This is a genomic window from Gammaproteobacteria bacterium (assembly GCA_013817245.1).
Classification (GTDB): domain Bacteria; phylum Pseudomonadota; class Gammaproteobacteria; order HTCC5015; family HTCC5015; genus JACDDA01.
Window position 1 is genome coordinate 299,428 of the sequence record JACDDA010000002.1, and the last position, 13,591, is coordinate 313,018.

Consider the following 13,591-nt stretch of genomic DNA (forward strand, 5'->3'; position numbering starts at 1 on the left):
TTAAAATCTTAAGTTTAAAGTAGGGTGAATAATTTACGTATTTAGTGTGACTCGACCGCTTGGCAAACAGTTGCAAATATAGCGTCAATATTGCCTTGGCCTTTAACCGTAGTTAAGAGTTTTTGCTGTTCATAAAACGCGATTAAGGGCGCAGTTTGTTTTTGATATACATCTAAACGATTGCGTACAGTTGCTTCATTATCATCCGCACGATGTTGTAAATCGGTAGAGCCGCACTTGTCGCAGATATCCGCTTGGCGCGGCGCAGAAAAATAGGTGTTATAAATGGCGCCGCACTGGCCGCAGGTACGTCGACCGGTAATACGTTTGACGATTTCTTCGAAATCAACTTGAAAATGTACCGCCACATCTAAAGGCGTTTTGAGATTTTGTAACAAAACATCAAGCGCTTCGGCTTGCACTAAATTGCGCGGGAAGCCGTCTAAAATGAAACCATTTTTAGAGGCCGGTTCGCTGAGTTTTTCGCGAATCATACCTAGCACAATTTCATCGGGGACTAATTCGCCCGCATCCATTAGGGATTTAGCTTTTTTGCCTAATTCGGTGCCAGCTGCTACGGCGGCGCGGAGTAAATCACCGGTGGAAATTTGCACGATTTGATATTTTTCGACCAATTTCTTGGCTTGAGTGCCTTTGCCTGACCCTGGCGCGCCTAATAATACGATTCTCATGTGCTTCAGTTCCCCGCAGAACCCCGTTTAAAATGGACGGCCATGATAGGCGATGGCGGCGGCCTAGGGAAGGCGTTTGCTGGAGTTGTTAGAGATTGCGGGTCTGCTTGAGGATTTGCGCTGATTTGCCTGCGCAACATCCAGATTGTTGGTTTCTTCGGCAGCGCGCAGAGGTTGTGGGTATAATGCGCCAGTCCTATATATAGGGTTCCAATCGATTTTAATTGAGGAGTGTAGGCCCGATGTTCTTAGATAATCTGAGCCCCGGTGAGAAATTGCCTGAAGAAGTGAATGTGGTTATTGAAATTCCGGCGCAGGCAGCCCCGGTGAAGTATGAAATGGATAAAGACAGTGGCGCGTTAGTGGTGGATCGTTTCATCAACGTGGCAATGTACTATCCCTGTAATTATGGTTTTGTGCCCCACACTTTGTCGGAAGACGGTGATCCGGTGGATGTGTTGGTGATTTCGCCGCAGCCTATTATCAGCGGTGCCGTCATTGCAACACGCCCCATTGGTATGTTGAAAATGACCGATGAAAAAGGGCCTGATGCGAAAATTTTAGCGGTGCCTATTTCTAAATTAAGCACCATGTACGATAACGTCAAGAAGACTGAAGATTTACCCAAAGAATTGTTAGCGCAAATCGAACATTTCTTCCAACACTATAAATTGTTGGAAAAAAATAAATGGGTCAAATTAGACGGTTGGGCCGGCCCTGAAGAAGCTAAAGCAGAAATTGTTTCTAGCTTGGAGCGTTACGGTCATAAGCCTTATGTGAAAGACGCTAAAAAAGCGTAATCATTTCGTGAAAAGGCCGGGGTTACGACTCCGGCCTTTTGCGTTCGTGGGCGAATGGCATACCGTGTAACTTTACAAGATCGGTTTCGGGAGCTGGAAATTTATCGCGCCCGAGCTTGGTTTGCGTTGTTCTTTTGCGCGTTTTTTTTATTGGTCTTGATCGGTCGTTTGTTTTATTTGCAAATCGTTCATCACGAATTATTTTCTACCCAATCACAAAATAATCGCGTTCGTTTAAAAGCGTTGCCGCCACCGCGCGGTTTAATTTTTGATCGTTATGGTCGCGTGCTCGCAGAAAACATTCCAAATTTTCAATTAGAGATAACCCCTGAAGAAGTGCCTGATGTCACGGCGACGTTAACTGCGCTGCGTGAAATTATTGAATTAAGTGACAATGATATTGAACGGTTTAAAAAAGAATTAAAGCAACAACGCAAATTCAACGATATCCCTTTACGCTTTAATTTAAATGAAGAAGAAGTCGCACGTTTTGCGGTGAATCGTTATAAATTTCCGGGTGTTGACGTCGTCGCGCGCTTAGCGCGTTATTATCCTTATGGCGCCGCGACCGTACATGCTTTAGGTTATGTTGGGCGTATTGATGAAGCTGATTTAAAGAATCTTGATGAAGCTAATTACAGTGGCACTACGCATACCGGTAAATTAGGCATTGAAAAATCTTATGAAGCTGAATTACACGGTAAAGCTGGTTATACACAAATTGAAATTAATGCGGAAGGGCGTTTATTGCGCGAACTCGATACGGTAGTAGCGCAACCCGGTTTGGATTTAATGTTAACTATCGATGTTGATTTGCAGCAAATCGCACAAGAAGCATTAGGTGAATTTAATGGCGCGGTGGTGGCCATTGAACCGAGCACCGGCGCAGTCCGTGCGTTAGTGAGTAGACCAGGATTTGATCCGCAATTATTTGTAAACGGTATTTCGCAAGTAAATTACAGCGCTTTACAAAATGATGATAACAATCCTTTGTTTGATCGAGCATTGCGCGGTCAGTATCCGCCAGGTTCAACCGTAAAACCCATGTATGGTTTTTCGGGTTTAGAAAGTGGTCATACAACGGCGCAGCGCAGTGTATTTTGTCAGGGTTTTTTCCGCTTAGGTGGCGTGGGTCGTCGCTATCGAGATTGGAAAGAAACCGGACATGGCAGCGTTAATTACGATGAAGCGGTAACGCAATCGTGTGATATTTTTTTTTATGATCTTGCTAATCGCATGGGTATTACAGAGCTTAGTGCGTGGATGGCGCGTTTTGGTGTGGGGCGTGTTACTGGTATTGATGTGCCCGGCGAAAAAAGTGGCATCTTGCCTAGCGATGAATGGAAACGAAAACGATTTAAGGATCGTTGGTACGCGGGTGAAACCTTGAGCGTTGGTATTGGGCAAGGTTATCTATTAATGACGCCATTACAATTAGCGCAAATGACCGTAGTGCTGGCGAATCGTGGTGTTGCTTATAAACCGCATTTTATTCACGACATGCAAGATAGTCTTACGGGTAAAAGTGTGTATGTTTATAAGCCGCAACAAACTTTAAGTATTGTCGCAAAAAATCCAAAACATTGGGATATGATCCAAAGTGCAATGGTTAATGTAGTGCACGGTGAACGTGGTACTGCACGCGCAGCGGGTAAAGACGCTGAATATAAAATTGCGGGTAAAACGGGTACTGCACAAGTGATTGGCATTGGACAAAACGTAAAGTACGACGCGAAAAAAATTAATGTAAAACATCGTGATCATGCCTGGTTTATTGCATTTGCACCCGCAGAAGCCCCGCGCTTAGCGATTGCGGTGTTAGTGGAAAATGGAGGCCACGGTGGTTCTGCCGCCGCACCGATTGCGCGCAAAGTGTTTGATCGTTATTTTGCGCCCGGCCCTAGTGAATCATTGGAAGAAGAGTCACCTGATGGCACTTAATTTTAATAATCGTTCGGAATCATTTGTGCGCGTGCTGCTGCACGCATTTAAGCTTGATTACACTTTATCAATGGCACTGTTTAGTTTGGTTTCGGTTGGCTTAATTATTCTTTATAGCGCGTCGGGCGAAGATGTCGGCGTGTTGTTGCGACAAATATTCCGACTAGGTCTGGCCTTTGCTTTGTTGGTTTTTGTGGCGCAGATTACACCGCATCAGTTAAAACTGTGGACGCCGTGGGTTTATGTTTTTGGTGTGTTGATGTTAGTTGCAGTATTTTTATTTGGTGATATTGGTAAAGGTGCGCAACGTTGGTTGAATTTAGGCATCGTGCGTTTTCAACCTTCCGAGATGATGAAGATCGCGGTGCCTATGATGGTCGCGTGGTATTTATCCGAGCGTTCGGTGCCGCCGCGTTTTTGGGATGTGGTGGTTGCGGTAATTATTGTGTTGGTACCTATGGTGTTAATTGTTGAGCAACCTGATTTAGGCACGGCTTTGTTAGTGGGTGCGGCGGGTTTTTTGGCTTTGTTTTTGGCGGGTATCAGTTGGCGAATCATGATTACGGGTGGTGTGTTAGCCGCGGCAGCTGTGCCCTTGATGTGGTTTAAATTTATGCATGATTATCAGCGTCAACGCGTGTTAACTTTTTTAAATCCAGAAAGCGATCCCTTGGGTTCTGGTTATCACATTATTCAATCAAAAATCGCGATTGGTTCTGGTGGTGTTTACGGTAAAGGTTGGACTAATGGTACCCAATCACATTTGGATTTTTTACCAGAGCGTTCTACCGATTTTATTTTTGCGGTATTTGGCGAAGAGTTTGGTTGGTTCGGTGCAGTGATTTTATTGGGCATGTATGCGTTTTTGATTTATCGTTGTTGGCGCATTGCATTGCGTGCTCGTGATCGTTATAGCCGAGTGCTGGGCGGTGCATTAACACTGACTTTTTTTGTTTATGTATTTGTGAATGTGGGCATGGTTATTGGTTTATTGCCAGTAGTGGGCGTGCCTTTACCTTTGATTAGTTATGGCGGCACTTCTATGGTTACCTTAATGGCAGGTTTTGGGATGTTAATGTCGATTAATTCTGATAGACGATTGAGTCAAGGCTGATGTTACAACGTTATTTTATAGTTGTTTGCCTATTGCTGTGCAGTACGTCGATGCTGCAGGCCGATGAAGCAGTGATAGAAATTCCGCCCGAAGTTATTCGTTATTGCGATCGGGATGATGTACGCCTCTTTATTAATGAAATGGTGGCTCAGCAGAAATTTAATCGGGCTGAATTAATGCGTTTGTTTCGTGACGCAGTCCGCGTTGATAGTGTCTTAGAGTCCATCGCCAAACCCGCCGAGCGCAAATTAACGTGGGAAGAATATCGTGCCATTTTTATCGATGAAAAACGTGTGCAAGCAGGCGCTGATTTTTGGCATGCGCACGCAGAAATGTTGCAGAAAGTTTCGCAAGAGTACGGTGTTCCACCCGAAATTATTTTAGCAATTTTGGCTGTTGAAACTCGTTATGGAAACTATACGGGCAGACATCGAGTATTAGATTCTTTAATTACATTAGCCTTTGACGGTAAATCTAGACAAAGTTTTTTTCGTGAAGAATTAAAAGCATTTTTGTTATTAGCGCGCGAAGAACATTTAGACCCGCGCCTTATTAAAGGCTCTTATGCAGGGGCGATGGGGATGCCGCAATTTATTTCATCGAGTTATCGTCAATATGCGGTGGATTATGATGGTGATGGGCAGCGCGATTTATGGAATAGTGATGCGGATATTTTAGCGAGCGTTGCTAATTATTTTAAAAAACACGGTTGGGCAATGAACCAGCCCGTGGTATTGCAAGCTTTGTCAGCGACCGATGCGGCCGCTGAAATTGCGGTAGGACGTGGGCGTGTTGGGCTGAAGCCGGAAAAAACTTTAGCTGAATTACGCGCGCTCGGCGTTGAGTGGGATAAAAAAGCACAAACGGCTAGCGATAAAACGTTAGCAACATTAATGGTGCTTGATAAAAAAGACGGCACGCTTGAGTATTGGTTAGGGCTGCAAAATTTTTATGTGATTACGCGTTATAATCATAGCTCAATGTATGCGATGGCTGCGTATCAGCTCAGTCAATTAATTAAGGCGCGCGCTGAAGTTTCAAAAGATTTTAATATGCGGGGCAACACTTCGTCGTCAGGTAATAAGCGCTAATATGTATTCTAAGAAAATTAGTATCGTAATAATGTTTGCTGTTGTGTTGTCAGCTTGTGGTGGTACGACAGTAGTGAGTAAACCGCAGCGTACGGCTGAGGTTGTGCCCGTAGCTGAACCGCGTAGTAAATATGGCAACCCCGCGTCTTATGTGGTATTGGGCAAGCGCTATTATGTTTTACAGAGTGCGGCTGGTTATAAAGACAAAGGTATTGCGTCTTGGTATGGCCCAAATTTTCACGGCAAACGCGCTTCTAGCGGTGAAACTTATAATATGAATGCTATGACTGCGGCGCATAAAACATTGCCCTTGCCTACTTATGTGCGCGTTAGTAATTTAGAAAATGGCCGGAGCATTATTGTTAAAGTAAATGATCGCGGACCGTTTCATGATAATCGCATTATTGATTTATCTAAAGCCGCAGCCACTCAGTTAGATGTAGTGCGCACTGGCACGGCGTTGGTGCAAGTTGAAGTAGTGAGCAGTAGTGCGCCTAGCAACACTGTTGATCTCAGTAACGTCAGCAAATCAAAAGCAACCATTGATCTAGTGAGCCAACAAAGTCAAAATTTTATTTATATCCAGCTCGGCGCATTTAGCGCCAAACAAAATGCTGAACAATTATTAGGCCGATTGTTATTAAGTAATGTGGGTGGTGCCGCAATTACGGAAAGCGAAAATAATGGCAATCTTATATATCGTGTCCGCATAGGACCTTTGTCTTCTGTAGCGATAACCGATCAGGTGGCGGCTAAATTAGACACTTTAGGTTTTTCCGAATATCAAATTGTTATTGAGTAATGGGCATGTTGAATAAGCAAACATTTTTTAAATACGTAGTTTTGTTAAACGTAGTGTTGAGCGCGCCGCATGGGCTGGCAATTGAAGTAGTGCCGCCACGTTTGGATCTTAGCGCCTATGTGTTAATGGACGCAGATAGCGGTCAAGTGCTCGCAGCGGATAATCTAGATGAGCAAATAGGCGTTGCTGGCTTAACTAAATTAATGACGACGTATGTGATTTTTGATGCAGTGCAGCAACAAAAGTTAACGCCGGATACGGTAATTGATATCGCTGAAATAGGCGCACACACGACGACGCCGGAAGTTTTGAAAAGTGGTCCGCGCATGTTTTTGCAATCCCATAGCAAAATTACGCTAGCCGACTTGTTAAAAGGTTTAATTATTCAAAACGGCAATGATGCTGCTTTAGTATTAGCACAGCACATAGCGGGAAATGAATTGGCTTTTGTAGAGCGCATGAATGCAGTCGCGAAAAAGCTAGGTATGAGTAAAACCCATTTTAATAACGTTGCAGGGGTTGCCGGCCGTGAGCATTATTCAACAGCATTTGATTTGGCGCTGCTGTCACGTGCTTTGATTCGTAATCATGCTAGTTCATACGCAATGTTTGCTGAGAAACAATTTGTTTACAATAACATCCAGCAAACTAGCCGAAATAATTTGTTGTGGAAAAACACGGGCGTAGATGGGTTGCAAACTAGCTACTCCATTGCCGAAGGTTATTGCGCGGCTATTTCTGCGAAGCGTAACAATATGCGCTTGATCGCAATTGTATTAGGTGCCGGCAATGAACGCGAATGGACCACTGCGGTTGATGCTTTATTAGAATGGGGTTACCGTTATTTTGAAACGCATAAATTGTATAGCGCAGAGCAAGTGTTGTATCGTGCGGCTATAAGCGACGGCAACATGCGAAAAGTTGCATTGCGCTTAGCAGAAGATTTGTATGTAACGGTACCGCATGGTCATTATGAAGAACTAACACTCAACATGGCGGTGCAAAAAAACTTAATGGCGCCTGTGGCCGAACGCGCGGTGATAGGGCGCGTAGAAGTTATGTTAGCAAATGAAGTATTAAAGTCGCCAGCTTTAATAGCGGCACAAGCGGTGCCACAGGGCAATGCTGTGCAACGATTATTTAACGATGTGATGAGTATGTTTGAATGAGTATTGTGTATTTAAATGGTCAATTTTTACCTTTGTTAGATGCAAGAATTTCTGTATTAGATCGCGGTTTTTTATTTGCGGATGGTGTCTATGAAGTGATTCCTGCTTATAACGGAAAATTATTTCGTCTCGAACACCATTTAGAGCGCTTGGATAACAGTATGCGCGGAATTCATTTAAGCAACCCACTGTCTAATGCGCAGTGGAGCGATGTTTTAAATGCATTGGTGGAACGTAATGGCGGCGGCAATATTTCGGTGTATTTGCATGTTACGCGCGGCGCAGATGAAAAGCGCGATCATTTATATTCTGCCAGTACTGAACAAACGATTTTTGTTATGACCACCCCTATTAAACCGGTGTCTGCGCATTTATTAGAACAAGGCGCCAAACTCATTGTGTTAGATGATATTCGTTGGCAGCACTGCAACTTAAAAACTATCGCATTATTACCAAACGTGATGTTGCGCAATCAAGCGCATGCCGCGGGTGCTGACGAAGCGATTTTGGTGCGCGATGGTTATGCTACTGAAGCCACCGTCAGTAATTTTTTTGTTGTGAAAGATGGTGTGGTGTTAACGCCACCTAAAAGTGAGTTTCTATTGCCCGGCATCACCCGAGATTTAGTATTAGAGCTAGCGCGAGATCATGGTATGCCTTGTGAAGAAACCAGCATTGGTCGTGAAATGTTGTATGACGCAGATGAAATTTGGATAACGAGCTCCACCAAAGAAGTAGTAGCAGCCACCCGTTTAGATGGCGAGTATGTAGGTGATGGTTTGCCGGGACCTATGTGGAAATTAATGCTACGGTATTATCAAGAATATAAAATGCAATTAAAAAATTAATGCGCCTTTAATGACTGCTTCACGATACTTTCACTTATGACAGAACACGATTCAGATAGTTTAATAGAATACCCATGTCGGTTTCCGATCAAAATTGTTTGTCGTGCACTCGTAGGCATTGAGCAGACAATGGTGAGTTTGGTGCGTATGCATGCGCCGGATTTAAATGATTACGATGTGCGCTCACGTGAAAGCAATGGTGGTAAATATATAGGGATAACCGTGGTGGTGACGGCAGTGAATCGTGTGCAGTTAGATGCGATTTATCAAATGCTCAGTGATCATCCTGACGTCATCATGGCGTTGTGATGCAGACGCCCCAAATAATGCAGTTGCGCGATTTTGGGTCTTGTGATTACGCCGCGTTAGCGCAAGCTATGCAAGAATTTACTGCGGCACGCACTGCAGAAACGATAGATGAATTATGGTTAGTAGAGCATCCACCCGTTTATACCTTAGGTGTTGGTGCAAAAGCGGAACATCTATTGGATGTACGCGACATTGCGATTGTTCAATCAAATCGCGGCGGTCAAGTTACTTATCATGGCCCCGGTCAACTAGTAGTGTATGTCTTGTTTGATTTGCGACGTTTACATTTAGGTGTGCGCAAATTTGTCATAGCATTAGAACAAATTATTATTCGCTTATTAAGCGAGTATGAGATTCACGCAGAAGGTCGGCGTGATGCACCCGGTGTCTATGTTGATGGACGTAAAATTGCGTCACTTGGTTTACGCGTGAGTAATAGCTGTACTTATCATGGCTTGAGTTTAAATATTGATATGGATTTAAATCCTTTTAAATATATTAACCCTTGTGGTTATCCCGGATTAATCGTCACCCAAATGGCGGCGGAATCGCCACAAGTGGTGAACTTTGGCGTAGTAAAACAGCGCTTGGTAGAGATTCTGGCCCAAGATTTGGGCTATACTGCGAGCCCCGCTACTGCTGCCATTGCTGAGTTACGTCATGGTTGATTACACCGCCCACTCCCGCCAAGATCCTGAAGGTCATCAGCGTGGCGCTGATAAAGTTTCTAAAATTAAAATTAAAGTAGAGCGCACCATTCAAGCGCCGCGCAAACCCGATTGGATCCGCGCGAAAGCACATAACTCGCCGCAAGTTGCTCGCATCAAGCAAATTTTACGCGAACGTAATTTACATACCGTCTGCGAAGAAGCGAGTTGCCCAAATTTAGGTGAGTGTTTTGGCAAAGGCACTGCGACGTTTATGATCATGGGTGATATTTGCACGCGTCGTTGTCCGTTTTGTGATGTGTCACATGGTCATCCAGAGCCTTTAGATTTGAATGAGCCGCAGCATTTAGCAACGACTATTGCGGAATTAGGTTTGAGTTACGTTGTTATTACTTCAGTTGATCGCGATGATTTAAAAGATGGCGGCGCCGGACATTTTGCTGCTTGTATTCGCGAAGTCCGCGAATTAAATCCGCAAACGCGTATTGAAGTATTAGTGCCGGATTTTCGTTCTCGTATGGAACGTGCATTAGCTTGTTTTGGTGATGTAGTGCCTGATGTGTTTAATCACAATATTGAAACCGTACCGCGTTTATATCGTGCGGCGCGCCCCGGCGGTGACTATGAATGGTCTTTGTTATTATTAAAAACGTTTAAGTCTCAGCACCCAGCCGTACGGACAAAATCCGGCATCATGTTAGGTTTAGGCGAAGAGATGGAAGAAGTTTATCAAGTCATGCGAGATTTACGTACACATGATGTTGATATGTTAACGGTAGGGCAATATTTACAACCCAGTTTAGAACATCTGCCCATTAAACGCTTTGTGCATCCTGATGAATTTAAGCAGATTGAAATCTTAGGTTATGAAATGGGTTTCAAACATGTAGCCAGTGGCCCGATGGTGCGTTCTTCGTATCATGCGGATCAACAAGCCGAGCATGTATTGCAAGATTAAATAAGTTTAGCTCGCAATCAACAATGCCGGTTCTACGCCTTGCCCGTGCGGCATGGGTTTGCCGTTTTCATCAATGCAAACAAATACAATCTTGTCGATTTTCAAAATTGTTTGCTGTGTAAATTTATTGCGCACTTCGCAGCACATGGAAATTGAGGTAGTTCCGAATTTGGTGGTTTCAAAACCGAATTCAATAATATCGCCTGCGCGAGCTGAACTGATGAAGTTGATGTCAGTAATCAGTCTTGTGACCATCTTGTTGGTTTTCAATTGGCAGGTGGCAAAAATAGAAGCCTCTTCATCTATCCAATACAACAAAGTACCGCCAAATAAGTTTTGAGCCGGATTTAAATCTTCGGGTTTAATAATGCGACGACTAAAAAATTTCATGACCTACCTCGATAAGCTATTAACGCTGATGCACGAGTAGAGCACAACTTATGCCAATTGCTAAGTTATTGAATGGGCAGCATTATTTCAGAAATATGACAGCGATTGAGCACCAACTTAGTACATAAAAAGTGTCGCGTGATACGAGTTGGTGCTTGTGATGATTAATCTTCTTCAGTCTGGGTATGATTAATTCGATTAAATGCGGTTAGACCGCGTTTGGATTTTTGCGCCAGCCAATGATAGAGATACTGTAAGTGAGGATCGGTGGAGTGGGTGTCTGGAGAAATTTTTTCTTGCGCACGTAAAGCGCGAAACACGTGTTCAATTTCGCGGTAAGTCTCGCCGCGTATACCGGCGCGCCGCAAACCTACTTTATTTAAGCTGTGATGTTTGGCGGGATGTCCTGCAACCATGCTGAAAGGCAGCGCATCGCGGCGTAATACTATTCCTCCCGCTAACATGGCATAAGCGCCCACGCGACAGAATTGGTGCACGCCTGTGTGACCGCCAATGATCGCGCGCTCATCAACTTGGACATGCCCACCGAGTGAAACAGCATTCGTTAAAATCACGCGATCGGCCACTTGGCAATCATGTGCAATATGCGCGTGCGCCATTAAAAAACAATGTGATCCTAGGCGAGTAGGTTGTTCGATTTTGGTAGCACGATGAATAGTCGAAAATTCGCGTAATACATTATGGTCACCAATTTCTATCCACGTGTCGGCATTATTAAAAGAAATATCTTGCGGCGTATTTCCTAACACGACATGTGCATGAATTTGATTAAACGCACCTATGCGGCTATGGTGATGAATCACGGCGTGCGGCCCAATGATAGTACCTGGTCCAATTTCAACTTGATCCTCAATAATGGCGTAAGGACCGACGATGACGTCATCGGCTAATTGAGCGCCACTTGCCACAATAGCGGTTGGATGTATTTTAGCAGCGACCATAATTATCCTGATTATTTTGGTGAAGTTACGAATGCACGATCAAGCAAAAGTGTAAAAAGAATCATAAGCGTGTGTTCAGGTTTTTTTTTAAATCCGCATTTAGTTTAGCTAATCTTTCTATCGTTCCAATATCCTGCCATTCACCCGCATAATGTTCTGCACCAATTATTTTTTGTGCAATCCCTGTATCTAATACTGATTTTAGCGTACGTTTTCCTGGCGCTAAGGATTTAAATAAGTCTGGATGATAAAGCGCAATGCCACTAAAGGTAAATTTAGGCGTAGCCTTCAATGAAGCATGGTTTTGTTCAATACCAAAATCACCCTGCGGATGTTGACTTGGATTGTTAACTAAGACTAATTGCGCTAATAAATTTTTTGCTAAAGCGAGTTGATGCAAAGGGTAATCACACCAAATATCTGCATTAGTTACCACAAAAGCTTGCGTGCCTAATAAAGGCAATGCTTGCACGATACCGCCCGCCGTTTCGAGTGGTTCATCACCTTCATCACTGTAAATAATATTCGCGCCGAGTGTTTTGCCATCGCCTAAGTGTTGACGAATCATATCGCGCAAATACGCAATATTAACCACAATCTCCGTAATGCCCGCCGCGACCAGTGCGGCGATGCGATGTTCAATTAAGGTACGTGAGCCGACCATTAATAAAGGTTTCGGTGTGGTGGCCGTAAGCGGCAACATGCGCTCACCGCGGCCGGCGGCCAGAATAAGCGCTTTCATGCAGCGAGCCGTTCAGCGATCTTATGGTGCTTAAATAATGTGGCTAAATCATGTAGCTCCATGTGTGTATTGCAAACGCTATCTAAATAATTAAAAGTCCGTGGAATATCGTTTAAATAACCGCTTTTGCCGTCGCGATAATTTAAACGTGAAAAAATACCGATGGCTTTAAGATGGCGTTGTGCACCCATCAAATCAAACAAATATTGGAACATGACTAAACGAGTATTGGTAATGCCGGCATTTTGTAAGCGAATAAAGTAGCGTTCAACCCAGTGATCAATTTTATTTTGTGGCCATTCAATATAACAATCGCGCAACAAGGAAACCAAATCATAAGTGACCGGCCCCAATACGGCGTCTTGAAAATCTAAAATCCCCGGATTCTTATCGTCCGTTACCATTAAGTTGCGTGAATGATAATCGCGGTGCACAAAAACCTGTGGTTGATTAATGGCGGCATAAATCAAAATTTCAAAACTGGTTTTAAGCGTAGCTAATTCAGCGCCGCTTAATTCGATGCCTAAATGCCGTCGCAAAAACCATTCTTCAAATAAATGCATTTCTCGTTCGAGCATAGCTTTGTCGTACAAAGGAAGGCCTAAAGGCGGCACTCGTGTTTGGATTTTAAATAATGCGTCTAAGGCATCGCCATACAGTTGCTCAACATTTGTATCAGACAAGACATTTAAATACTGAGTGCTGCCTAAATCGCTGAGCAATAAAAAACCGTGTTCAACATGACTGTCGTAAATATGCGGCACGTTTAAATCATGTTCTTCTAATAAACGCGCAATGCTACTAAAGGGTTCTAGCTTTTCGTGTTCCGGCGGTGCATCCATAACGATGTAACTGCCATGTTGTGTGCTAGCACGGAAATAACGGCGGAAACTTGCATCTACCGAGGCCGGCGTTAGTGTCGCCGAATGTAATTCAGCATTTTCTGCTAACCAGTGTTGGATCAAGTCGAGACGCGGATCATGAGGCATGGTGTTTATCTATCAGTAAAGAGGATTTTTGTAACAGCATGCTATAATGCCGCAGCGCTGCCAGTGGGGCAACGGGTGATTAACACTTGATTGTAAGCGGCAGCAAATAATGATGG

15 protein-coding genes are annotated in these 13,591 nt (G+C 43.9%); 10 read left to right on the forward strand and 5 right to left on the reverse strand.

What is annotated here, in order from left to right; genetic code table 11:
• Positions 1–41: 41 nt before the first annotated feature.
• On the reverse strand, positions 42–692 hold the full coding sequence (locus H0W44_04305) for an adenylate kinase (protein MBA3581657.1): 651 nt from the start codon (positions 690–692) through the stop codon (positions 42–44).
• Positions 693–934: 242 nt separating this feature from the next.
• Between H0W44_04305 and ppa the strand changes: the two genes are divergently transcribed.
• From ppa to lipA, 10 genes are read left to right on the forward strand one after another with little or no spacing between them, the layout of a single operon-like run.
• Positions 935–1,492: an inorganic diphosphatase gene (gene ppa / locus H0W44_04310; protein MBA3581658.1), complete on the forward strand. Its 558-nt coding sequence runs from the start codon at positions 935–937 to the stop codon at positions 1,490–1,492.
• 54 nt (positions 1,493–1,546) lie between these two features.
• Entirely contained in the window at positions 1,547–3,433 is a 1,887-nt protein-coding gene (mrdA, locus tag H0W44_04315) for a penicillin-binding protein 2 (GenBank protein ID MBA3581659.1), read from the forward strand.
• Positions 3,423–4,547 carry a rod shape-determining protein RodA gene (gene rodA / locus H0W44_04320; GenBank protein MBA3581660.1) on the forward strand — a complete coding sequence of 375 codons (1,125 nt, stop codon included), beginning with the start codon at positions 3,423–3,425 and terminating at the stop codon, positions 4,545–4,547. Before mrdA ends, rodA begins: the two co-directional genes overlap by 11 nt.
• Positions 4,548–4,597: 50 nt before the next feature.
• Positions 4,598–5,638: a lytic murein transglycosylase B gene (gene mltB, locus H0W44_04325; protein ID MBA3581661.1), complete on the forward strand. Its 1,041-nt coding sequence runs from the start codon at positions 4,598–4,600 to the stop codon at positions 5,636–5,638.
• 1 nt (position 5,639) lies between these two features.
• Positions 5,640–6,440 carry a septal ring lytic transglycosylase RlpA family protein gene (locus H0W44_04330; GenBank protein MBA3581662.1) on the forward strand — a complete coding sequence of 267 codons (801 nt, stop codon included), beginning with the start codon at positions 5,640–5,642 and terminating at the stop codon, positions 6,438–6,440.
• A 5-nt stretch (positions 6,441–6,445) separates the two neighbouring features.
• Positions 6,446–7,609: a D-alanyl-D-alanine carboxypeptidase gene (locus tag H0W44_04335; protein ID MBA3581663.1), complete on the forward strand. Its 1,164-nt coding sequence runs from the start codon at positions 6,446–6,448 to the stop codon at positions 7,607–7,609.
• Complete coding sequence (locus H0W44_04340; GenBank protein MBA3581664.1) at positions 7,606–8,457, forward strand: D-amino acid aminotransferase; 852 nt, start codon at positions 7,606–7,608, stop codon at positions 8,455–8,457. The genes H0W44_04335 and H0W44_04340 overlap by 4 nt, the downstream gene beginning before the upstream one ends.
• A 36-nt stretch (positions 8,458–8,493) precedes the next feature.
• On the forward strand, positions 8,494–8,766 hold the full coding sequence (locus H0W44_04345; protein MBA3581665.1) for a DUF493 domain-containing protein: 273 nt from the start codon (positions 8,494–8,496) through the stop codon (positions 8,764–8,766).
• Positions 8,766–9,434: a lipoyl(octanoyl) transferase LipB gene (gene lipB, locus H0W44_04350; protein MBA3581666.1), complete on the forward strand. Its 669-nt coding sequence runs from the start codon at positions 8,766–8,768 to the stop codon at positions 9,432–9,434. Before H0W44_04345 ends, lipB begins: the two co-directional genes overlap by 1 nt.
• Positions 9,427–10,392: a lipoyl synthase gene (gene lipA / locus H0W44_04355; GenBank protein ID MBA3581667.1), complete on the forward strand. Its 966-nt coding sequence runs from the start codon at positions 9,427–9,429 to the stop codon at positions 10,390–10,392. Before lipB ends, lipA begins: the two co-directional genes overlap by 8 nt.
• A gap of 6 nt (positions 10,393–10,398) precedes the next feature.
• Here the strand turns inward: lipA and H0W44_04360 are convergent, their stop codons facing one another.
• The 4 genes from H0W44_04360 to H0W44_04375 all read right to left on the reverse strand — a co-directional run bounded on the left by H0W44_04360 (position 10,399) and on the right by H0W44_04375 (position 13,475).
• Positions 10,399–10,782 (reverse strand): acyl-CoA thioesterase, encoded by a 384-nt coding sequence (locus tag H0W44_04360; protein MBA3581668.1) that lies wholly within the window; start codon positions 10,780–10,782, stop codon positions 10,399–10,401.
• 164 nt (positions 10,783–10,946) lie between these two features.
• Positions 10,947–11,744 (reverse strand): acyl-ACP--UDP-N-acetylglucosamine O-acyltransferase, encoded by a 798-nt coding sequence (lpxA, locus tag H0W44_04365; GenBank protein MBA3581669.1) that lies wholly within the window; start codon positions 11,742–11,744, stop codon positions 10,947–10,949.
• A 61-nt stretch (positions 11,745–11,805) separates the two neighbouring features.
• The gene (locus H0W44_04370) at positions 11,806–12,486 is read right to left on the reverse strand and encodes a nucleotidyltransferase family protein (protein ID MBA3581670.1); all 681 of its coding nucleotides are present in this window, start codon (positions 12,484–12,486) and stop codon (positions 11,806–11,808) included.
• Positions 12,483–13,475: a phosphotransferase gene (locus H0W44_04375; protein ID MBA3581671.1), complete on the reverse strand. Its 993-nt coding sequence runs from the start codon at positions 13,473–13,475 to the stop codon at positions 12,483–12,485. The genes H0W44_04370 and H0W44_04375 overlap by 4 nt, the downstream gene beginning before the upstream one ends.
• Positions 13,476–13,591: the final 116 nt, after the last annotated feature.